This window comes from Nonomuraea typhae (genome assembly GCF_009760925.1).
Classification (GTDB): Bacteria; Actinomycetota; Actinomycetes; order Streptosporangiales; family Streptosporangiaceae; genus Nonomuraea; species Nonomuraea typhae.
Map to the genome: position 1 here is coordinate 402084 of NZ_VRLV01000010.1, position 22879 is coordinate 424962.

At 70.4% G+C, this 22879-nt stretch carries 17 protein-coding genes; 12 read left to right on the top strand and 5 right to left on the bottom strand.

Translation table 11 applies throughout. The features are described 5' to 3' along the window. Positions 1-61 precede the first annotated feature (61 nt). On the bottom strand, positions 62-2062 hold the full coding sequence (locus FVE25_RS34815) for a RiPP maturation radical SAM C-methyltransferase (RefSeq protein WP_157251392.1): 2001 nt from the start codon (positions 2060-2062) through the stop codon (positions 62-64). Between the two features lie 17 nt (positions 2063-2079). Next, the gene (locus FVE25_RS34820; RefSeq protein ID WP_157251393.1) at positions 2080-3675 is read right to left on the bottom strand and encodes a S8 family serine peptidase; all 1596 of its coding nucleotides are present in this window, start codon (positions 3673-3675) and stop codon (positions 2080-2082) included. A 170-nt stretch (positions 3676-3845) separates the two neighbouring features. Between FVE25_RS34820 and FVE25_RS34825 the strand changes: the two genes are divergently transcribed. Then, positions 3846-5189, top strand: a complete 1344-nt coding sequence (locus FVE25_RS34825) for a S8 family peptidase (protein ID WP_157251394.1) — start codon at positions 3846-3848, stop codon at positions 5187-5189. 25 nt (positions 5190-5214) lie between these two features. On the opposite strand, the gene FVE25_RS34830 is transcribed toward FVE25_RS34825, so the two are convergent. Genes FVE25_RS34830 through FVE25_RS34840 form a run of 3 tightly spaced genes read right to left on the bottom strand, consistent with a single transcriptional unit; the run spans position 5215 to position 10375 of the window. Beyond that, on the bottom strand, positions 5215-7716 hold the full coding sequence (locus FVE25_RS34830) for a helix-turn-helix transcriptional regulator (RefSeq protein ID WP_157251395.1): 2502 nt from the start codon (positions 7714-7716) through the stop codon (positions 5215-5217). After that, positions 7713-8297 (bottom strand): HEAT repeat domain-containing protein, encoded by a 585-nt coding sequence (locus FVE25_RS34835; RefSeq protein ID WP_157251396.1) that lies wholly within the window; start codon positions 8295-8297, stop codon positions 7713-7715. The genes FVE25_RS34830 and FVE25_RS34835 overlap by 4 nt, the downstream gene beginning before the upstream one ends. Continuing rightward, positions 8294-10375, bottom strand: a complete 2082-nt coding sequence (locus FVE25_RS34840) for a protein-arginine deiminase family protein (protein ID WP_157251397.1) — start codon at positions 10373-10375, stop codon at positions 8294-8296. Before FVE25_RS34840 ends, FVE25_RS34835 begins: the two co-directional genes overlap by 4 nt. A gap of 137 nt (positions 10376-10512) precedes the next feature. Here FVE25_RS34840 and FVE25_RS34845 point away from each other — a divergent pair, with 137 nt between their 5' ends. From FVE25_RS34845 to FVE25_RS34895, 11 genes are all read left to right on the top strand, one after another. Further along, positions 10513-13320 (top strand): AfsR/SARP family transcriptional regulator, encoded by a 2808-nt coding sequence (locus tag FVE25_RS34845; protein ID WP_157251398.1) that lies wholly within the window; start codon positions 10513-10515, stop codon positions 13318-13320. A 4-nt stretch (positions 13321-13324) separates the two neighbouring features. Next, positions 13325-14656: an MFS transporter gene (locus FVE25_RS34850; RefSeq protein WP_246267860.1), complete on the top strand. Its 1332-nt coding sequence runs from the start codon at positions 13325-13327 to the stop codon at positions 14654-14656. 80 nt (positions 14657-14736) lie between these two features. Continuing rightward, on the top strand, positions 14737-15567 hold the full coding sequence (locus FVE25_RS34855) for a carbohydrate deacetylase (protein ID WP_157251399.1): 831 nt from the start codon (positions 14737-14739) through the stop codon (positions 15565-15567). Between the two features lie 28 nt (positions 15568-15595). Next, entirely contained in the window at positions 15596-15844 is a 249-nt protein-coding gene (locus FVE25_RS34860) for a BON domain-containing protein (protein ID WP_157251400.1), read from the top strand. Further along, a complete protein-coding gene (locus FVE25_RS34865) occupies positions 15837-16562 on the top strand; it encodes a metallophosphoesterase family protein (RefSeq protein ID WP_157251401.1) in 726 nt (241 codons plus the stop codon). Before FVE25_RS34860 ends, FVE25_RS34865 begins: the two co-directional genes overlap by 8 nt. 4 nt (positions 16563-16566) lie before the next feature. Then, on the top strand, positions 16567-17166 hold the full coding sequence (locus FVE25_RS34870; protein ID WP_157251402.1) for a nucleotidyltransferase family protein: 600 nt from the start codon (positions 16567-16569) through the stop codon (positions 17164-17166). A 67-nt stretch (positions 17167-17233) separates the two neighbouring features. Further along, a complete protein-coding gene (locus FVE25_RS34875; protein WP_157251403.1) occupies positions 17234-18985 on the top strand; it encodes an alpha/beta hydrolase in 1752 nt (583 codons plus the stop codon). Positions 18986-19039: 54 nt separating this feature from the next. Then, positions 19040-19456, top strand: a complete 417-nt coding sequence (locus FVE25_RS34880; protein WP_157251404.1) for a hypothetical protein — start codon at positions 19040-19042, stop codon at positions 19454-19456. A 205-nt stretch (positions 19457-19661) separates the two neighbouring features. Next, positions 19662-20309 (top strand): Crp/Fnr family transcriptional regulator, encoded by a 648-nt coding sequence (locus FVE25_RS34885; RefSeq protein WP_181019801.1) that lies wholly within the window; start codon positions 19662-19664, stop codon positions 20307-20309. 68 nt (positions 20310-20377) lie between these two features. Then, positions 20378-21118, top strand: a complete 741-nt coding sequence (locus tag FVE25_RS34890; RefSeq protein ID WP_157251406.1) for a nucleotidyl cyclase domain-containing protein — start codon at positions 20378-20380, stop codon at positions 21116-21118. Further along, a complete protein-coding gene (locus FVE25_RS34895) occupies positions 21111-22739 on the top strand; it encodes a hypothetical protein (protein WP_157251407.1) in 1629 nt (542 codons plus the stop codon). Before FVE25_RS34890 ends, FVE25_RS34895 begins: the two co-directional genes overlap by 8 nt. Positions 22740-22879 lie beyond the last annotated feature (140 nt).

Here is a 22879-nt window from a genome sequence, read left to right on the forward strand (position 1 = left end):
ACAGTAGGAATCGCGGCAGATCGGCCGCCTCGGGGCACTGCCCAGGGGTTTCCCCAGGGTTTCAGGGCGGCGTCACCGTGATGACCTCGACGCTCCTTCCCACCTCGGCCGGCAGGCCGCTCAGGTCGATCGTGCGGTCCAGCCCGGGCGTGCCGAGCAGCGCGGTGAAGCGGTCCTCCGGCGCGGTGACGGCGAAGGAGAAGCCGATGAGCGCCCCCGTCTCGAACCCCTTCCCGTGGAACCAGGCGAGGACCTCGCCCGCCCGCGCCACGTCCGACAGGACCACGAGCGCCGTGCGGCTCCCTCCGGCCGCCGGAGCCTCCGTGATCGGGTGGTCCAGGGCCGTGCGCGCCGGGCGGTGGACGGCCAGCGTCAGCCAGTTGCGCCCGTCGCACACCATGAGCCGCCGCCGCAGGCAGTCCGCCAGGAACTCCCGCACCTGCGCCGGCCCGGCGCCGAGCCCGACGCCCACGGCCAGCGCGGTCCGCTCCGCCGTGACCCGGTCGCACCTGGCGTACACCGCCGCCCGCCAGCCCGCCAGGAAGTAGGAGGTGGACACGCGGGGGTCGGTCACGAGCAGGCTGCCGTCGCCCCGGCGGTAGACGACCGGCGCCGGGTCCGGGCCCTCCGCCACCCAGCGGGCGACCCGTTCCCTCGCCGGGCCCGTGTACGCGTCCGGGTCGCGGCCGTCGGCGTAGGCGAAGTCGAAGTAGTAGGCCAGCCGCCGCAGCGACTCCTCGGGGAAGGGATAAAGGTGCCGGTAGGCCGCCAGCGGCCGCACCCGCGTCAGCCCGAACCCCTGCGGATCCATGAAGAACGGGCTGAACCGGTCGAGCCTGACCGGCGTCATCCCGCTCGGCGGCGGCAGGAAGCCGATGGCGTCGACCAGGCCGGGAAGGTCGGCGTAGTCCTCGGCACGCTCACCCGGGAAGCCGTAGATCAGGTTCCACTCCGGGGCCACGCCGTACTCCAGGCACCACTTGAGCAGCTGGATGTTGCGCAGCGCCGTGGTGCCCTTGCGCATGAGGGCCAGCACGTGATCGCTGAGACTCTCCACCCCGGGCTGCACGTGCCGCACGCCCGCATCGGCGAGCGCCCGCACCTGGCCGGCCGTCAGGTTCGCCTTCACCTCGAAGAACAGCCGGTACGGCGCGCCCGCCGCGGCCAGCGCCGGCAGAAGGGTGGCGAAGTAGCGCATGTCCAGGATGTTGTCCACGGCGGCCACGTCGCGGACGCCGTAGCGGCGCAGCTCGTCGAGCTCGGCCAGCACCCGCTCCGCCGTCTTGCTGCGGAAGGCCATCGTCTGGCCGTTGAGCCCGCAGAACGTGCAGTGGTGCTTGGCCCCCCACCAGCACCCTCGGGAGGTCTCCAGCAGGAGCGTCGGCTCCACCCCTTCGGGCAGCGCGGCGAAGTAGTCGTCGTAGCAGGGAACGGGCAGCAGGTCGAGGCCGACCGGCGGCGGGGTGCCGCGCTCGCCCCGCAGATAGGCGGGGAAGCTCGTGTCCGCCTCGCCGGAGAACACCCGGTCGACGAAGGGGAACCTGGCCTGCAGTTCCTCGCCCATCTCGCCTTCCCAGTTGGCCCCGCCGAAGACGATCGTGACCGCCGGGTGGGCGGCCTTGACCTGCCGGGCGAGCGCGAGGGAGGCCACGTTCTGCTCGAAGGTGGAGGTGAAGCCGGCCACGTCGTAGCCGGACCAGTCGATCTCCGCCACGCACCGGCGCACAAACGCCCGGCACGCCTCCCGGAGTCCGAGCAGCCGCTCGACGGCGGCCTCCGGCAGCCGCCAGGCGCCGCGCAACACCTCCTCGGCGTAAGCGGCGTCGGCCTCGGGACGCTCGCCGTACAACGCCGAGGTGAACAGCCACTCCCCGGCGAAGGCGCGGTGCGGCAGGCCCTCCTGGACCCACTGGTAGGCGGCGTGCCCGATGCGCTCGGCGAGGGGGAAGCCGAGGTAGCGCACGTCGCAGTGCACGCCCTCCCGGCGCAGGGCCGCCTGGAGCAGGCTGAGTCCCAGCGCGGGCCGCTCCAGCGCGTGCCACGGCATGCTGACCAGCAGCACGCGTGGCGGGGCCGCGCTCAGAGCCGCTCCTCCAGGTACCTGGCCTCGGCGACGCCGAGCACGGGCGGCCCCCACCCGGTCAGGGTGTCCACGACCGAGACGGCCTCGGCCACCCCGCCGCGGATGCCCATGTTGGTCCTGATGCCCATGGACGTCACCGGCGCCCGCATGGCGCGCAGCTTGGCCTTGAGTACCGCCTTGTCCACGTCGACCAGCCCGGTGCCGGTCGCCAGGTCCTCTTTCCGCCTGGCCCGCCGTCCTCCGGTGGAGGGATTGCTGCCGCCCGTGGTGACGTCCCGGGCGGTGGACACCAGCATCTCCTTGACCTCGCGCGGAGTGGCCTGCGGCCACACCTGCTTGATGAGCGCGCAGGCGCCGGCGAGCTGGGGTGCCGCCGCCGAGGTACCGCTGATGGCGGCCCAGCCGTCGTCGGGCGCGGTCTCGTCGCCGTCGGGATGGGCGCCGCCGCCCGCGATCTCCCGGTCGATGGTGCTGTCCGGCGGGACGGGCAGCATGATGTAGGCGCCGCGTGGCCGCAGGCCGACCAGCCCGGCCAGGTCGGGCACCTTGCGGCCGGCGTAGATCCGGCTGGCGAAGCCGCTCGCGTAGTCGGAGGCGTGCAGGTCGCCGAGCTGGTCCACGTAGGCGCCGCCCGCCGAGATGACGTCGGGGTGCTGGCCGGGGAAGCCGAAGTGGCCGTTCCCCGCGGAGCACACCACGATGATCCCCTGCCGGACGGCGAGCGCGATGGCGGCCTCCAGCGCGTGGTCGGCCGCGCTGAGCGGTCCCTTCTCCAGGCTCGATCCCCAGCTGCAGCTGATGATGTGCGGGTTGAGCGCGACGGCGGCGTTGAACGCGCCGATCGTGTTGGCGCGATTCATCTTCACCATCGTGAGCTCGACGTCCGGCGCGATGGCGAAGAGGTTCGCCGACTCGGCCGTGCCGTGGCCGTACTCGTCGTCTCCGGGACGGTCGGTACCGGGTCCCAGCACGACGCGGACCTGGTAGTCGCGGGTGACGAAGAAGGGGTGCGCGTAGTGACCGGAGTCCACCATGGCGACCTTGATCCCGGCGCCCGTCACGCCGCTCAGGTGCGCCCGCTCGGCCTTGCAGTGGTGTGCCACGCCTTCGGGGGCGCGCAGATGCCAGTAGAGCTTCCGGGGCGCCTGCGCGTCCACCATGTAGTAGCGGGCCTGCTCAAGGGCGACGCCTTCGATCACGCTGCCGGCGGCGGTGTCCGCGGCGGTTCTGATCAGGCCCTGTTCCCTCGTGTCCCGGCAGTCCACGAACGTCGCCGGCTCGAGCTGGCCCTGGGACTTGAGCACCGGCAACTCCCGGGCATAGAGGTCGCATGCGAACATGCTCTCGAATGCCTCGGGCGTCCCCGAGACTCCCAGGGTGGAGGTGGCGTACGACATCTCGTGCAGAGTGAATCCCGCGCCCATGAGCAGGCTGCAGGCGGCGGTGATCGCGTCGGCGGTGGAGGTGAACTGGGAAACCGTGTCCTCGGTGATCCGCCGCTCACCGGCGAACACACTCGCGTCGAACAAGGACGTGCCGCGTGACCGCGGCGACACCTGTGCGTAGATGACTTTCGGCAGCGCGACATCCATGAGCACAAGCTAGGCAGGCTCTACCGCCTCGCGCCCCAGGGAAAACCCCGGCCGGCCCCCGTGTCCGCCCCAGGGTGACGCACGACGAGGGGCATCCCCTGCGTGATCTCGGAGGTCGTCCGGCCGCCCCGCTGCCTACGGTCCTCCCGAAGGAACGCAGAAGGAGAGACATGGCACACGAGAAGATCACCAGTGGACTGCGGCAGACGATGGTACAGGCCGGCACCGCCGACACCGTCACCGCGCTGGTCCGCACCCGCCTGCCCGAGCCCGCCCGGGAGAACCTGGCCAGGGTCAGGGAGCAGGTGGAGGGCGAGCACCTGGCCACCCGCCGCTCGGACCTGCTCCGCGCGGTGCCCGGCCGCTACGACAAGGGCGAGGAGTTCTGCACGGCCCTCCAGCGCGAGGTCACCGAAGCCCACGCCCCGATCATGTCCGGCGCCCCCAACGGCACCAGCCTGTGGCTGGCCGGCGCCATCGCCGTATCGGGCACCGCCGCCGAGATCGAGGACCTGGCCAGGCACGAAGACGTCACCCGCATCGAGCCCAACCCGGTCGTCGAGGTTCCCCGGGTCCTGCGCACCCCGCTGGAGGACAGCCCGGAATCGGTCGACGGCAGCGCCTGGGGGCTGGCCACGATCGGGGCGCCGGACGTCTGGGGCGGCTACGGCCGCGGCGACGGCGTGCTCGTCGGGCACCTGGACACCGGCGTCGACGCCGACCACCCGGCGCTGACCGGCAAGGTCGTGGCGTTCGCCGAGTTCGACGGCGCCGGCAACCAGGTGCCCACGGCCGGGCCGTACGACACCGACCAGCACGGGACGCACACGGCGGGCACGATCGTCGGCCGCACCCACAGAGGCGTCAACATCGGCGTCGCGCCCGACGCCCGGCTGGCCTCCGCGCTCGTCCTGCCCGGCGGGTCCGGCACGATCGCGCAGGTCATCGCGGGCATGCAGTGGTGCGTCGCCGAAGGCGTGCACGTGATCAACATGTCGCTGAGCGTGCCGAAGTACTCGACGGTGTGGAACGCGCCCATCATCAACGCCTGGCTGTCCGGGGTGATCGTGGTCGCCGCCATCGGCAACTCCGGGCAGGGGACGTCCGACGGCCCCGGCAACGACCCGCTCTGCATCGGCGTCGGCGCCACGCACCCGGCGGAGTCCACGGCCGGCTTCAGCGGCGGCCAGGTCCTGCCCGGCGTCCCGTGGGGGCCCTACCAGCTGACCTACATCAAGCCCGACATCTGCGCGCCCGGCGTCAGGGTCGTCTCGTCCGTCGGCAAGGACGGGCTCGCCGCGTTCAACGGCACCTCGATGGCCGCCCCGCACGTCGCCGGCGCGGTCGCGCTCCTGCAGTCGGCCGAGCCCGCGCTCAGGGGCGACCCGTTCGCGACCAGGGCGCTGCTGCTCGGCTGCGTCGAGGACCACGGCGAAGCCGGCCGCGACCCGCGCTACGGCTTCGGCCGCGTGGACGCCCGCTCCTCGGCCCACCAGGCGATCGCCCTGCGCTGACCTCCCGGTACGGCGGGCCGCCCCGTCAGGAGGGGCCCGCCGTCAGCAGCAGGGCGAGCTGCGTGCGGGAGCGGACCTGGAGCTTGTTGTAGACGTGGCTCAGGTGGTACTCGACCGTCTTGACGCTGACGAACAACGAGCTGGCGATCTGCCGGTTGGTCATCCCCCTGGCCGCGTGCTCGGCCACCGCGAGTTCCTGCGCGGTCAGCCCGGCGCCGGTCCGGTCGGCCCGCATCGCCCGCCCGCAGGCCGACAGCTCCCGGGTGGAGCGCTCCACGTACGGCCGGGCGCCCAGCGCCTCGAACACCACGTGGGCGCGTTCGAGGCGCAGGGCGGCGATGTTCCGCCGGCCCAGCCGGCGCAGCCAGGAGCCGAAGCTCAGGTCGGTGAGCGCGCCCGCGAAGGGCATGTCGAGGCCGTCGAGCAGGGCGAGCGAGTCCTCGAAGGCGGCGACGGCCGCCTCGGTCTCCCGCCGGGCCGCGTGCAGCGCGCCCCGGGCACGGGCACGGGCCGCCCGGACCGACGCGGGGGCGGCCGGCGGGCCGTCCGCGGCCCGGTCGAGGAGGCGTTCGGCCTCGGCCGGTTTGCCGAGGGTGACCATGGCCTCGACGAGCAGCCCGTCCTGCCGGTGCACCGAGAGCGGACGGGCCAGCCAGGCGGCCAGCACGCCTTCCGCGTCGCCCCGGGCGGCGGCGAGCTGGATCGCGGCCCTGGCCGCGCGGTCGCGGGCCAGCGGGGTGCCCGCGTGGGCGGCGGCGATGTCCCGTTCGGCGGCTCCCCACTCGCCGCGCGCCGCCCGCACCTGGGCGGCGACCGCCTGGGCGAGCGGGACGAAGAGCGGCTGCTCGCTCTCGCCGCCCAGTTGGACGGCCCGCGCGCAGTGCTCCAGGGCGCTGTCCCATTCCCCGGCCAGGTGGTCGGCCTCGGCGAGGAGGATGCGGGCCAGCATGCGGACCTGCACGGACGGGGCGGAGCCCAGGACGAGGATGTCCTCCAGGTCCTCCCGGGCGCCGGGCAGGTCGTCGTGCCACAGCCGGGCCGCGGCCCGGCCGAGCAGCGCGCCGGAGGTCTCCGCCGCGGCGGGCGCCTGGGGGGCGGGTGCCTGGGAGACGTGCGCGGCGACGAAGGCCGTGAGCTCGCCCGTGCCCTGCCGGTTCCATTCCGCGGCCGAGCGGTGGTGGCCCTGCATCAGCCGGAGCAGGGCGAGCTGGCCCGCCACCTTCCCCCGCAGCCGCGGCGTCCCGGCGGCCGGCCACACCTGCTCCAGGTGCGCCTCGGCCGCCTCCAGCCGCCCGGCGCTCAACTCCGCCAGGCCCAGCGCGTACCCGCGCCACGCCGTACCGGGAAGGGTGCGCAGCCGCGCGCTCACCCCGCGCGGATCCGCGCCGCCGACGGCGATCCTCGCCTCGGCCGCCTCCATGTCCAGCTCGGCGGCGAGATCGGGCGACAGGCGGGCCGCCGCTCCCAGCATCCGGGCGGCCTGCGCCCACTGGGACCGGTCGGCCAGGCGGCGCCCCAGCGCGGCCAGTTCCCGGGCGAGCTCCGGATCGGGGCCGACCGCGGCCTCGCTGAGATGCCACAGCCGGCCCGCCCGATCACCGGCCAGCGCCGCCGCGCGCCTGTGCAGAGCGGCCCGCCGGGACGGGCCCAGGTACTCCTGGCAGACCGCCGGCCGCGCCACCGCCCGGCGCAGCCGGACGACCCCGGTGCACTCCTCGGCCAGCAGCCCGGCGGCGATGGCACGCTCCAGCGCCACCAGCGGCTCGGCGATCCCGGCCACCTCGGCCGCGAGGTGCAACGCGCACTGCCCGTCCAGCACGCACACGGCCGCGACCAGATCGGCCGCCGCCGGCCCGGCGGCCGCCAGATCCGCCAGCACCCGCCCGGTCAGCGAGCGCGGCGCGGGCAGCACGGCGTCGAGGTCGGCCAGCCTGCGCACCGGCACGTCCCCGAGCAGCGAACGCAGGTGCAGCGGGTTCCCCTCGGTGTGCGCGCGCAACCTGGCCGCCTCCCTCGGCGAGGGCCGCCACCCGGTCTGCCGCGCGCACAGCTCCCCCACGGCCGCCACGTCCAGCCCGTCCAGGTGCAGCCGCAGCGTGTGGTCGGCGGGGAAGAGCCGCCCGGCGGCCGTGTCACGCACCGCCGCGAGGACCACGACCCGCGCGGACCTGACCCGGCGCACCATGTAGGAGATCGCCTGCAACGAGGGCTCGTCCGCCCACTGGGCGTTGTCGATGACCAGCGTCACCGGACCGGGCCGCCGCTCGACCGCCGCCACCAGCTCGGGGCCGCCGGACACCCCCGTCCCGAGCTGGTCGAGCAGCCCGTACGGCAGGCCGCTTTCGTACTCGGCCCCGGAGGCCCGCCGTACCCGGTCGAGGCCCGCGGCCAGCCGTACCATGAGCGCGGTCTTGCCGATGCCCTCGGGGCCCTCGATCAGCACGACCCGGTGCCCGCCCGGCCGCTCGTCGGCCAGGACCTCCTGGATCATCGCCAGCTCGGCTTCCCTGCCGACGAAGACGCTCATGACGACAGCGCGTCCGCGGCCGCCCGCCGCACCGCGGGGTACCGGTGCCGTCCGGCGGCCTTCTCCAGGGCGTCGCGGGCGGCGCCGGTGCCCGGGCGCGTCATCCGGGCCAGGGCGCCGACCAGTTCGAGCGCGGCCACCTCGTCGGGCTCGTCGCCGAGGAGCGGGGCGAGCAGGCCCTCGCCGGCCGCGATCGTGCCCAGGGCGCGGTAGGCGCAGCCGCGCAACGCCGCCTCCGGCTCCCGGGCCGCGTCCCCGAGGGTTGCGGTGTCCTTCTCGTCGCCGATCCTGCCCAGGCAGAGGGCGGCGGCGCACCTGACGATCGTCGGCTGCCCGGTGTCGGCGACCAGGTCCGCGACGCACGCGCGGGCCGCGGCGGCGGATTCGCCCAGGCGGGCCAGGGCCTGCAGGATGACCTGCGGGTTCGCCTCCTTGGCGGCCAGCGCCTCGATCAGGCGGGGCACCACGCCGGGGCCCAGCTGGGCGAGTTCCTCGCCGGCCAGCGCGGGGGTCGCCCGGGGGCCGGCGTCACGCAGGCCCTGCAGAATGGCCGTGACCTGGTCGGGCAGTTCGCTGGTCATGACAACTTCCCCCATCCTGCCGGTGTGGTGTCCGGCGGGGTGCGCCGGACGTTGGTGGCGCAGTGCAGCTCCCCGAAGAACTGGTGGTAGATCCACGTGTCCACGAAGCGCACCGCCAGTTCGGCCTTCCTGAACTCGCGCTCCACGTACGCCTCGAACAGGTCGACCTTCTGCTCCGGGATCCGGATCCGGGTCCAAGGTCCCCTCGTGGTGCGGTTGACGAAGGCATCCGGGTTCTCCTTCAGAAGGGCGTCCGGGGCGACCTCGAAGCGCTCCGCCAGCGCGTCGACCGTGGTGCCCGCCTTCTCCCAGTGCCACTGGTTCAGCAGGTGATCCGGCGGCCGGAAATCGATGATCGTCTCCACGTCGGCCGGGCTCAGCCGGGGGCCGTAAGGGCGGGGCATGAGGATGTGCTCGCCCACCACCAGCACGTTGACCAGGCTCGTGCTGAGCGCGGTGGTGCGCGTCAGGTCTGTCGGGTCCAGGATCGGGCCGAGCCGCCGCCCCGGCAGCAGAGTCACCGACTCGTACAGGACGGGCAGCCTGATGAGGGCCTCGTCCTGGAGGTCGAGCCCCGCTTTGAGCCGTTCCTCGATGGGGTTCAGATAGTCGGGCTGGATGATCTCCGCGTTGAACGAGCCGTGGTCGTCCAGCGCCTGATCCACCGTCAGGCCGTTCGCGTAGTAGGCCGTCTGGGCGTTCACCTTCCGCCCGCGGAACATCCTGGTGGCCGGGAACTTGCGCTCCCGGACGTCGCTCAGCAGTTCGACGGCGAGCCCGGACGAGGCGACCAGGAGCCGCCGCCCCGGCACCACACTGATGATCTCGTCCACGTGACCGACGCTGAGCCAGGACGTGTCCACCGACAGGATGGGCTGGAGGCCCTGCGCGGCCAGGAAGCGCCGGTATCCCGCCTCGACCGTGCGCACGAAGAAGACGTCAAGCCCCGTCGCCGTCTCCGTGATCAGGAACTGCCGGCGAAAGTGGATCTTCCATAAGGCGGTGACCAGCCACCTGCCGGCGCCCTCTCTGCGGATCTGGGCCTCGCCGAGCTGGACGAGCTTGGCGGAGAAGTCCCGCCTCAGTTGCTTGAGGTCCTCGCGGTCGAGGTCGGCGGCCCGATCCTTGGGCAGCGTGAACAGGTAGACCTCGCTCTCCCCGAGAAGGATCTTCCCGTGGGGGGCCGGTGGGTGCTCCGTGATCTCGGGTCCTGCCGGGCCGGACGGCATCGGCCCGGTCTTCTTGCCGACCGCCGGGAAACACTCCACGTTGCCGCCGAAGTCCGTACTGTCCTCCAGCGACTGGTCGGTCACCTCCAGAACCCCGAGGTGGACGGACGACATCGCCCGCCGTACCTGGGCGGACAGTTTCCCCTCGTTCGGGGTGACCACGGCGAGGTGCTGGGACCGGCCGCCCCCGATCCACCGGTAGCCGATCTCGCAGTAGTCCTGCACGAACGCGCTGTCGGGAACGTTCGAGCCGTCGATCACCTCGAGCGCCTTGTAGTCGCCCGGCGCGATCGGCTGCTTCAGCGGGTCCAGGTCCACCCGATCCGGGCCGAGCACCTCTCGCAGGACCTCGACCAGTTCGGCCACCGTGGGGTGGTTCAGCTCCCGGTGGTACCAGACGTAGATCTTCTCGACGGGACAGTCGTTGGGCAGCAGCAGGAAAGGCGCGACGCTGAAGAGCGCCGAATCCCCGGGGCCACTCCCGTCTCGTTCCGCCAGGACTGCGCGGAAGGTGCTCTCGGCCGCCACGTAGGCCGCCGCCTCGACCACGAGCGTGGTGTCGGCGGCGGGGTCCGCGGTGGCCTCCCACCCCTGCGCGGTCTTGGTCATGATGCTGACGTCCTTCGGCCGCGGCTCCAGCCGCAGGACGAGCCCGCGGTCCACCCCCGACGGCCTGCGGATCTTGAGCCGGGCCAGGCCCGGCACCACCTGTTCGGCCCGGAGTCCGGGCATCACGAGCACGCCCGGCGGATCGCCGCGGCGTCCCCAGGTCTCATAGGTCGCGGGCACCTCCCCCACCTGGGTGAAGTCGACGTGCAGGGTCGCTTTGTCCGGGGGCAGCGTAGACATGCTCGTCCTCTCGTTAACCGAATCGTCAGGCTGCTGTCTCGCGCTGTCAGTGTGCGCGCCCAAATTGGACACATCGCTGGAGTGACCGCTGGAGTTATCTTGGGTCGGTACGGCCCGGCGACCCGGAAGAGGCGCGGATGAGCGATCTGCGGTTCGAGATTCTGGGGCCGCTCCGGATCCTGGGAGAAGGACAGGAGATCGCCCTGGGCTCGGCCCAGCAGCGAACGGTCCTGGCCGTCCTCCTCCTCCACGCCAACCGGCCGTTGAGCAGGCAAGAACTCATCGACGCCGTGTGGGGCGAAACCGCCCCCACCTACGCCCTGAACCTCGCCCAGAAGCACATCTCCACCCTGCGCCGCCTCCTCGAACCCGGCCGCTCCCCCCACGCCCCGTCCCAGCTCCTCACCTGGACCGACCACGGCTACCTGCTGAACCTCCCGCCCGGCAGCCTGGACCTGTGGGAGTTCGAGGAAGCGGTACGGCAGGCCAAAACGGCGGCCGACCCCGACGCAGCCGCCGCCATCCTGGCCGGCGCCGCCGGACTGTGGCGCGGCCCGCTCTGCGACGGCCTGATCACTCCTCTGCTGGACGCCGAACGCTACCGCCTGGAAGAACTACGCCTCGACGCCGCCGAGGAGCGCGTGCGCATCGACCTGAGCCTGGGCCGCCACCACGAACTCGTCCCCGAGCTACGGGCGCTGGTGACGGCACACCCGCTGCGCGAACGGCTGCACGCCCAGCTCATGCTCGCCCTCTACCACTCCGGACGGCAGGCCGAGGCGCTGGCCGCCTTCCACCGGGCCCGCACCCTCCTGCTGACGGAACTGGGCGTCGAACCCGGCCCGCACCTGCGGCAGGCACAGGCGCAGATCCTCCAGACGCCCGCCGCCACCCCGGTTCCCGCGGGCTTCCCCGCTCCCGCCCAGCTCCCGTACGGCCTGCCCCACTTCGCCGGTCGTGAGGCCGAGCTCGACCGGCTGGACGCGTTGTGCCGGGGCGGCAACGCCGTACTGATCACCGCGATCGGCGGCATGGCAGGAGTGGGCAAGACCTCCCTGGCCGTCCACTGGGCCCATCGCGTCCGGCGCCGCTTCCCCGACGGCCAGTTGTACGTGAACCTGCGGGGATTCGACCCGTCCGAGCCCGCGATGGAGCCCGCCGAGGCGATCCGCGGCTTCCTGGACGCCTTCGGCGTACCCTCGCGGCAGCTCCCGATCAGCCTGCCCGCGCAGGCCGCCCTGTACCGGAGCCTGGTGGCGGACCGGCGGCTGCTGATCATCCTGGACAACGCCGCCAGCGCCGAGCAGGTACGCCCCCTGCTGCCCGGCTCGCCCGGCTGCCTCGTGCTGGTCACCAGCCGCGACCAGCTCTCCGGCCTGATCGCCGCGGAAGGCGCGCAGCCGCTGCCCCTGAACCTGCTCTCGCCGGCCGACGCCTGGCGGCTGCTCGCCCAGCGCCTGGGCGAGCAACGGGTGGCGGCTGAGACGGCCGCGGTCGAGGAGATCATCGCCCTGTGCGGGCGGCTCCCGCTGGCGCTGGCCATCGTCGCCGCCCGCGCCGCCACCCGGCCGCACTTCCCGATGTCCAGGCTCGCCCGTGAACTGCGCGGATCCGGCGACGTGCTCGACGCCCTGCGCTCCGAGGACCGCTCCACCGACATCCGCTCGGTCTTCTCCTGGTCGCTGTTACGCCTGCCCGGCGCCGCGCAGCGCATGTTCCGCCTGATCGGCCTGCACCCGGGCACGGAGTTCTCCCTCCACTCGGCCGCCGGCCTGGCCGCCTGCACGTTGCGGGAGACCCGGGCCAGGCTGAGCGAACTGGCCGGCGCCCAGCTCGTCATGGAAGGCCAGACGGGCCGCTTCCGCTGCCACGACCTGCTGCGCGCCTACGCGCTGGACCTGACCGTGCAGCACGAGACGAAGGCCGAGCGGCGCGCCGCCGTCCAGCGTGTCCTCGCGCACTACCTCCAGACCGCCTTCGCCGCGGAACGCCTGATCAACCCGTTCCGCGACCCGCCCGACATGCCGCCGCCCGACCCCTGCGTCGTCCCGGTCCCGCTGTCGTCGGCCGAGGAGGCCATGACCTGGTTCGCCGCCGAGCACGCCGCCCTGCTCGCCGCCGTCGACAACGCGAGCGCGCACGGCTTCGACGCGCTCTGCTGGCGGCTGGCCTGGGCGATCTCGACCTACCTCGACCGCCAGGCGCACTGGCACGACCTGGCCGGAACCAGCGGCACCGCGCTCACCGCCGCCGGCCGTATCGACGATCTGACCGGGCGCGCCCAGTCCCACCGCGGCATCGCACGGGCCCACGCCCGCCAGAACCGCCACGACGAGGCCCGCCACCACCTGCACAACGCGCTCGCCCTGTTCGACGAGCTGGGCGACCAGATCGGCCAGGCGTACGCGCACCGCAACATCGCCGCCATGCTCGACGCCCAGAACCGCGACCACGAGGCCCTGAAACACGCCGCCCGCGCCCTGGAGCTGTACCGCGCCTCCGGCCACAAGGCCGGGCTGGCCGACGCACTCAACGCCGTCGGCTGGTTCGAGTGCCGCGTCGGCGACCACCGCCGCGGCCTGGACCACTGCCGGGAGGCCCTGGCCCTGCACGAGGAACTCCACGACCTCGGCGGCCAGGCCCAGACCTGGGACAGCCTCGGCTACGCCCACCACCACCTGGGCGACATCGCCACCGCGCTGACCTGCTACGAGCGGGCGATCGAACAGTTCCGCTCGCTGGGCGACCGCTACAACGAAGCCGTCGCCTACAGCCGCATGGGCGACGCCCACCTGGCCGGAGGCAACGACCACGGCGCGCGCGCCGCCTGGCAGCGGTCGCTGGCCATCTTCGCCGAGATCGGCCACAGCGAAGCCGACCGCCTCCAGGCACGCCTGGTCACGCCGGGGATCCGTGGGCCACAATCAAGGCCACGAAGTGGGTGATCACGTGTCCCAGCCCGGTACTCCCGCCTGGCGCTATGCCATCGGCATGTTCGGCACCTCGATCCCGATCAATCTGATCAAGGGATCGATGATCCTTTTCTACGTCGACATCCTGGGGCTCGACGTGCGCGCCTACGGCGTGGTCATGGTGATCTACGCGGTCATCGACGCCCTCGACAACCCCCTCCTCGGCCACCTCTCCGACCACACCAGAACCCGCTTCGGCCGGCGCCGCCCCTGGCTCGTCGTGGGCGCCCCGATGCTGGCGGCCTGCATGATCGCGTTCTTCTCGGCGCCGACCACCCTCGAGGGCATGGGCCTCGTGGTGTGGTTCGCGGTGTTCGCGATCCTGTGCGAAGCCTTCGACTCCCTGCTCAACGCCAACTACGGCGCCCTGCTGCCCGAGCTGTACCCGCGCGAACGCGACCGTTCCGTCGCCAACAGCCTGCGCCAGGGCTTCCAGCTCGTGGCCCTCGTCATCTCGCTCGCCGTCACCCCCCTGCTCACGACGCAGGTGTTCGGCACCGAGACGACCACGGAAGGCTTCCAGATCACCGCGATCGTCTACGGCGTGATCGCGACCGCCGTCATCGTCTTCATGGCCCTGAGCGCCCGCGAGAACCCCCGCTACTCCACCCACTCCCGCCTGCTCCCCAGCCTGTGGTCGATCATCCGCACCCCGATGTTCTGGACCGTCGGCGTCGTCGGATCCTTGTACGGCGTGGCCATGGCCCTGGTGCTGTCCGGCGTCCAGTTGTACGTGCGCTACTCCCTCGGCCTCCCGGTCGCGAACGCCCTCTACCTCCAGGGCCTCGTCATCCTCATCGCCGGAGGCGGCCTGGCCGTGTGGACCCGCGTCATCGCCCGCCGCGGCGCCCTGTGGACCTGGCGGCTCGCCTTCGCGGTCCTCGCGGCCGGCTTCGCCGCCCTGTTCTTCGCCACCGGCCTCGTCACCGCGCTGGCCGCCGGGGCACTCCTCGGCGCCGGCTGGTCGGGCATGCTGGCCACGAACGACCTCATCGTCGCCCGCGTCCTGGACGCCGACGCCGCCCGCAACGGCGAACACCGCGAGGGCCTCTTCCTGTCGGCGTTCGGCTTCTTCGCCCGCCTCAACGGCGTCTTCGGCGGCCTCGCGCTCACCTCGCTGGGCGTCTTCTTCGGCTACAACTCGGGCGCCGACCCCGGCCCCGACCCCGGGCTGGCGTTCCGGGTGTACTTGTGCGTGTACCCCTTCGTCCTGACCGCGATCGGCGCCCTCGCCGCGCGCTTCGTCTCCGTCCCGCTCGAACCGCCACCCGAGGCGGCCGAGCCTGTCGACGAGGAAAGCACCCGATGACCGTGGAGAGCTACTGATGACCCGCCGCTGTGGACGAGGAGCGCGCCGATGACCCGTCACTGCGGACGAGGAGCGCGGCGATGACCCGCCGCCTCGTGATCACCGCCGACGACCTGGGCCGCGAGCCCGGGACGACGGACGTCATCGTCTCACTGCTGGCCGAGGGCAACGTCAGCGCCACGACCCTCATCCCCATCACCCCGGCCGCCCCGGAGGCCGCGGCCCGGCTCCGCGAGCTCGGCGTCACCCCCCGCCTCCACGTCACGCTCACCAGCGAGCACGGCCTGCCCCGCTGGCGCCCCCTCAACGCCGCGACCAGCCTCACCGACCCGGACGGAACGCTCAGCGACGACCCGTTCGCCCTGGGCGCCCGCGGCGAGACCGAGGACGTCGTCCAGGAGGCCGACGCCCAGCTGCGCTGGATGCACGACCACGGCCTGACCCCCGACGCCGCCGACTCCCACGCCGGCACCCTCTACGGCCTCCACGGCCGATCATGGCTCGCCGCGGCCCTGGAGTGGTGTGCCCGCCACGGCCTCGCCTTCCGCCTCCCCCGCGACGCCGAGCCGTACATGGGCGGACCGCTCCCGCCACCACTCGCGCAAGCCCACGAACAGGCGGTCACCCTCGCCGACGCCCTCGGCGTGCCCATCCCCCAGACGATCGCCACCAACCGCCGCCCCGCCCACGACCTGGGCTCCTACGAGCAGCTTCGCGAGGACTACCTCCGCCGCCTCACCGCCCTGCCCGAGGGCACGAGCGAGCTGTTCCTGCACCCGTCCGGCGAGGACGCGGTCGCCGGCCCCGACGGCATCGTCCGGACGTGGGAGACGCGGCTGCTGCGCGACCCGATCTGGCACAAAGCCCTGGACAGCGAGGCCGTGGAGATCGTCGGCGACTGGCGCGCCTAACCCGGCCGCTCCAGGGCAGGCGGCCGGTATGGAAGCTCCGCAGTACATCGCGGCCAGGGTCCAGCGGGCACTGGCCGAGGACGGCCGCACACACGAGCTAGGCATCCGGGTCGACGTCAGGAACGACCAGCTGTTCCTGCGCGGTCAGGTGACGGGCGCCCGGCACCGCGCGGTGATCGGGCAGGTGGCCAAGGAGGCCGCGCCCGGCCTGGAGGTGCACAACGAGATCCAGGTCGTGGACGCGCCCGTGCCGGGAGAGGAGGAGCATCTTGACTGAGCTGCGCATCGCCGCGGTAGGCGACATCCACCTGGGCGAGGACGTCAGAGGCCGCTACCGGGAACGCCTGGCCGGCATCGAGGAGCGGGCCGACGTCTTCTTGCTGGCCGGGGACCTCACCAGGCACGGCACGCTGGAGGAGGGCCGCCTGGTGGCCGAGGAGTTCCGCGGCCTGCCGATCCCGGTGGTGGCCGTGCTCGGCAACCACGACTACCACTCCGACCTGCAGAACGAGATCGCCGACGTGCTGCGTGAGGCCGGCCTGCGCGTCCTCGACGACGACGGGACCGTCCTGGACTGCGGCCCGGCCAGGCTGGGTGTGGTGGGCGGAAAGGGCTTCGGCGGCGGCTTCGCCGGCAAGTCCGCCAGCGAGTTCGGCGAACGCGAGATCAAGAACTTCGTGGCCCACACCCGCCGCATAGCAGAATCCTGGCAAAGGGCCCTGAAGGAGATCGAAGCCGACCACCGCATCGTTTTGTCACACTACGCCCCAATAAAAGAAACTTTGGACGGCGAACCCCCAGAAATCTACCCATTCCTCGGCAGCTACCTGCTGGCCGAAGCAGTCGACGCCGTAGGGGCCGACCTGATCCTCCACGGCCACGCCCACAAAGGCACCGAAAAGGGCCTGACCCCCGGCGGCATCAGAGTCCGCAACGTCGCCCTCCCCGTCCTCGGACGCGCCTACGGCATCTACTGCGTCCAATGCCCTGAGTGATCCCATGGGCAGCCACAGTCACGCCGTCACCGACGCCATCCTCGACACGCTCAAACGAGCCAGCTCAGGCCTGAAGGACGCCGGCGTCCCCTTCGCCCTGGCCGGAGGCTGCGCCGCCTACGCCAGAGGCGCCGCCCCCTCCCTCCACGACGTGGACTTCGTGATCACCGAAAACGACGTGCCCACCGCCCTGAACGCCCTGTCCACCCTGGGCTTCCGCACCGCCAAACCCCCCGAGGACTGGCTGGTCAAGGCCTACGACGAAGACCGCCTCGTCGACCTGATCTTCCGCATAGCCGACCGCCCCGTAACCCCCGCCCTCCTCACCCGCGCCGAACCCCTCCAGGCGTCGGCCGTCATCGTCCCCGTCCTGGAAGCCACCGACCTGGTCATCTCCTGGCTCCTGCCGATGTCCGAACACGCCTGCGACTACGGCGCCCTGCTCCCCCAGGTACGCGCACTCCGCGAACAGGTCAACTGGGACCGCGTAGCCGCCGTCACAGCCGCCTCCCCATACGCCTCCACCTTCCTCACCCTGCTCACCCGCCTCGCCATCCTCCCCCGAGAACCCCACCCCACCGGAACCCCAACCTGGCCCGACTAACACATTCATGGACGAGATGCCGATCACCTGAGAAGCCCCCACTCGCCCTGCCATCCTGAGGCAGGTCATGGCGGATCATTCAGCAGCATCGGCAGCCCTCAAGCGCGTCACGGCCTTGGCCCTCGAACACCACAACGCCCTAGATCCGGCAGCCCGGCTCATGCACGCCCACACCTGGGTCGGCGGCGGCGCATCGGCCTTCGCCACGGACCTGGCCGACCACCGCACCCAACTCCAATCCGCCCTGTCCACAGCCCTGCACGCCCTCGCCAATCTCGTCGTACGGCACGGCGGATCACCACCGGCGATCCCCGCCCTGACCACAACCATCACCAGCATGAGCACCCCGGCAAGCACCTTCCAGGGCATCGACCCAACCGCAATGGCCGCGCTCGCATCCACCCTCGACCACGCCGGCCACACGCTCCCAGCCGCCGGCACCCGGCTCGCGACCGAACTCACCACCCAGGGCTTGTCCACGCACCCCGGCCACTCACTCGGCCACGTCGCCACATGGGCCACCACCCAGACCATGGACCTGCGCCGCCGCCTGACCCTCATCCGGCGGACCGTCCCAGGAACCACCCTGCCTGCCGCAGTCACCGCCTACACCCTGTTCGCCGCCCACACCCCCGACCCTCAGGGCACAGCCACACTCCTGATCCAGCTGGCCAGAAGCGACACAGACGCACTCAACCGGCTTCTGACTCTCCAGGCACAAGGCCCCGCACCCGACCTGGCCGCCCGGGTAAACGCCTGGTGGCACACCCTGCCGACAAGCACCCAGACAAGCTTGACCACCCTTGCCGGATTCGGCCTCGTCAACGGCCTGCCCGCAACCGTCCGCGATCAGGCCAACCGAAGCTGGCTCACCACCGAGAAGATCCGCTTGACCACCGAACTGAACAAGGCCACCACCGCCGTCACGAATCCCCTTGACCTAGGCGGCTGGGAAGTCATCGCCAACCAGCTCCGCCGGGTCGACCTCATCGAGCGAGCATCCCGGTCAGTCCCCGGCTACCCGGCGCCTCTGCTTCTCGCCTTCGATCTGACCGGCCAGGGCCGACTGATCGTTGCCTGGGGCAACCCAGACACCGCGAACACCACTGTCACCAACGTCTCCGGTCTCACATCCGGTCTGGACGCGGCCCAAGGCGATCTCGGGCGCGCTCGAGCCCTCTGGCGGCAGGCTGCCGCCACCAGCGGTAGAAAATCCATCGCCTCCATCACGTGGCTCGGCTACGACGCTCCTCAAATAGACCCAGGGCTCTTCGAACCTGGCAGATCCGTCGCCTTCGAAGGAGCCGCTGCCGAGGGCGGGACAGCTTTGGCCGCGTTCATCGACGGCTTGCGCGCTTCCCACGAACCGTCCGGGATGGCCCGCGCGGTCGTCATCGGTCACAGCTATGGATCCCTCACCAGCGGCCACGCCGCAACTCTCCGTCCCGGCCGGTTCGCCGATGATCTCATCCTCGTCGGCAGTCCCGGCGTCGGCGTCAACCATGCGAGCCACCTTGGACTCGACCCCAAGCATGTATGGGTGGGCGAAGCAGGAGGCGATCCGGTCACGGCGCTGGGCAGATTCGGAGCAGATCCTGGGCGCTCCTCCTTCGGGGCCCAAAGTTTCCCCGTCGGACGGGACGTGTGGACTTCCGCTCACAGCAGCTACTGGAACCCGCATTCGGCCTCGCTACGCAACATGGGTTCCATCGTCAACGGTCAATACGACCAGCTCGTGGACCCTCCGAGCCGCAGTAACCGGCCGCAGCTCCTCATGCCAGAAGCCAGCCCCGACCTGGATGCCAAGCTGAGCAGGTGACCCGCCGTGCGCCATGTCCTCCCTCTCCTAGCCCTTCTCCTGACCGGATGCGCAGTGAACCAGTCCCGCACGCCCGAGGACCAGGCCCTCGCCCGTGTCGAACAACTCATCCACGACACTGCCGGGGCGCTCACGCATGAGCCACGTCTCGAAGCGATGCCGTCGTTCGCTTCACCCACTGCCTGCCTCGATGACGATCAGCCCGAGGCTCAGGTCGTGATCGCCCGTGCTTACTGGCTCAGGGGTGTTCCCAAGAGCGAGAACCTCGCGATCTCCCGGCAAGTTCGTTCCTACTGGGAGTCGCAGGGGCACAGCATCACCGGCATCGGCCGCTCGGGCAGCCCCAACCTGAGCGGTGAGAGCCGACCCGACCACTTTCTGCTCGCCTTGGTGTGGGCCGAAGGAGATGATCTCTATCTCGGCGCCTCATCGCCATGCATTCGGCCCGGCGGAGCACCGGAGCCTTCATGACCCCTCACCAGCGTGGGCACCCACGGCCGGGCGGACTAGGGAGCGGTGGTGACTGGTGACACCGATTGGGTCGCGTGACCTCGATTTGGTGAGGGACGCAACATTTCCTACGCTCCCGATTTGCGTAAATTTGTACGCAATCCAATACATGTACAGACTTCCGTGACACTTGCGAGCTACTCCCAACGCGGCAATAGTTGGAAAGGTGAAGATTCCAGAGGCCCTTCTGGAAGGGCTGGCGACATTGGGACGCGCTCAGATCTTCGAATCCGGGGAACCGATTCTCCATCAAGGGGATGCACCCGAGCGTGTCATCCTTCTTCTTGACGGGCAGGTCAGAGCAGTCAGAGAGCAGATCGACGGAAGGCCGGTCCTTCTCTCAATTGTGGAACACAAGGAGACCCTTGGAGCCACTGGCGTACTCGGGGGGATGCCCCGATCCTGCACGGTTAAAGCCGTGACCCGATGCAAATGCTCGATACTTTCGGCCGAGCAATTCCTTGCACTGGCCCGAAAGTCGGAGCTCGGCGACGAACTGCGACGACAAGCCATGATCCGCATCAACCAAATCGATGCCTGGCACACCCAGATCATGACACTTTCCGCTACGGGAAAGGCGTGTTACGCCCTTCTCCGCTTCGCCCGCCGCCGGCGGGACGGCCTCTACGAGGCCAAGCTCACCCATGAGGAGATCGGGAGCGCCGTGGGTCTATGTCGTCAGTCCGTAGATAACGCGCTCCACTGGCTTCGTCATGCTGGAACCGTCACGACCGGGCAGAAGCACATTGTGATCTTGAAGATAGATCGACTCGTTTCCCTGGCCGAAAGCAGACACCGAAAAGCAAAATCTTAGGCAGCGCCACCGAATCTCCATCGCTCATGGTGTGGGTGTCCGATCCGCCAGTCGAGAGGCCACCACCTATGGACGAGTATCGAGCACTGCTCGCCGCCGACGTAGAAGGCTTCACTGCCCATCCCGATGTTGCACTGCCCAGCGTCTCACTACACCTCCAGCAAGCCATTCGGGGTGCATGTGAGGCGTCCGGGCTCGGCCCGACCTGGGACTCCCTCGCTTTTCGAGTGGTCAAAGGCGACGGCGTCCTCGCGGCCTTCCCGATTCATGCACTCGCCCGACTCGTCGATCCCTTCGCTGCTCAAGTACAGCGGAGCCTGAGTGCCATGATGCCGACACTCCGCTCACGCGGCATCCGCCTCCGCCTCCGCCTGGCCCTTCACACTGGCCTGCTGGATGACAGGCGTCCAGGAGCTCCCGGCGTCTCCGCAGCAACGAACACCGTCTCACGACTCTTGAACAGCCGACCGTTGTACCGCGCTCTGGAAGCGAGTGATCCGGATACCACCTTCACCGCGCTTCTGCTGTCCTCCGAGGTCTTCGAGAACGCCGTCCTGGGCGGTCGAACAGCCCTGCGCCCAAGCCAGTTCACCAAGGTAGAGGCGACGGCGAAGAGATTCCGCCGAACGGCCTACCTCTACGTCCCCACCCCGTCTACAAGGCCGGATCAGGCTATCTCCACGACTGCCGCTCGAGAGGAGGGCGCTGACTCGCGGCCACCGACGTGGGTGAGCAACTATGTGCGACACGGAAACCTCAACAACGGCGTCGTCCAAGGCCACCAGATCACTGGGAGTCGCTATGTATGACGATGCATTGGAGGAACCCGTCCGATTCATCCTCAATATCGCGCACAACCTGAACAACGGAGAGGTCCGGGGCAGTCAATACTCCATCCACCCGGGAACTCTTCTGGAAGCGCCGTCCGCAGACCCCAACCCAGCTGGGTACTTTGTCGTCGAGCCCACGCCCGGCTTCGTACCCGTGAAGGGAATCCGCCATGCGAGGAAGTGTCTCCGCGATGGACTCCTATTCCTGGCCGGAGAACGCGGCACCGGACGTCGGACTGTGGCCAGAGTCCTTCTCGGAGGTCTCCGGAACGACAAGACGATCATTCGCTGTCTGAGTTCGGAGACCGACTTCACGACCTGGACTCCCGGACCAAGCGCGGCTGACGGCTATCTGATCGATGGCGCTCCGAGTCGATTGATGCAGTCCCACGCGACTATCGCGGCGGTCAGGGAGAGACTCTCAGCGGCCAGTGCCGTCATGATCGTCGTTCTCCCCGAAGGCTTCCAACTCGACGATCGGACTTTGGAGCTCCTCGGTCCTACTCTCGTACGCTGTCAGCCACCCTCTGCTGAGGAGGTCTTCGCGGCTCGCCTCAAGGCGGCTGTCCCTGACGATTCGGAGCGGAGACTGGTCACTCGCGGTCTTCCGCCGGAATTTCCCAGGAACGTTCTCTCCCGCGACAGCTCTCCCCAGGACGCCATGGACGTCCTGGAAGCAGTCCTCAACACGTCCGACAACCTTCGCAGCGGCAGACTCGCCGCGATCCGATCATCACTTGATGAGTCAGCGGATAGAGAGGTCCACGAACTCATCTCGAATTGGTTCTTCGACCATGAACGCCGCCACGCTCTGATAGCAGCCGCAGCCTTCGCCGGCCAGCCACCTGAAGTGGTATCAGAGCAGTCCCAGCGCCTGGCGCGCATCGCCGGAACGATCCCTCGGGAAACGACGCCTCAGTCTCTTGGAGAGCTTCTGCGCCCTGTCGGCGTACGAGTCGAGACAGCTAGGCACAGTCACGGCGACTCACCGGTCAGGGTGGTCTTTGCCCGCAGCCATTGGGCTAAGGCAATCCTCCGCCAGGTTTGGCAGGGTCCACTCGCTGAGCCAGCCACTAGGTGGCTGCAGAGTGTGACCAAGGCAGATCTGATCCTCCCTGCAGGACAGGCACTCGCGATGTCGGCCGTTGTCCAGCCCCGGCACCTGCAACTAACCCGGATTGGCGCCAGCGCCGTTTCTCGTGACCCGTGCGGCCCAAGGATCGCCGCTGCTGCGTTGCAAACCCTCGTGGCCGAAATGACCCATGCCGACGAGATCTTCGCGAGGCTAGGCGGCTGGGCCGGCAGTTCCGACGAGCGCTTACGCCACGTGACGGCGCTCGCCTGCGTCGGTGGCGCGGGGATGATGCCCACCGCACCCACCCTAGGCTTACTCGTCAGGCTCATCCGAAGCTCGGACGCCGACTCCGCCCCCCGTGTCGTCAACGCCATTGACGAAGCCATGATGGACCTGTTCCACCGAGGTGAACGGACGACCGTCCTGCAGGAGTTGACTCGCTGGACGGAGTCTGGTCAAGCAGAGACACGCTACGCCACAACGATCTTCCCTAAGGGTCTGCAGATTATTAACACGCGGGTTTGATCTTGTCTGCGGCTTTGGCATCTTCGGCGAGGACGCGTGCGTGCAGAAGGCGTAAGGCGCCGGGTGGGGTGCGCGCGGGAGCGATGTGGGTGCCGTGTCGGTCGAGTAGTTCGCCGATGCTGCGGGTAGTGCGGTAGGCG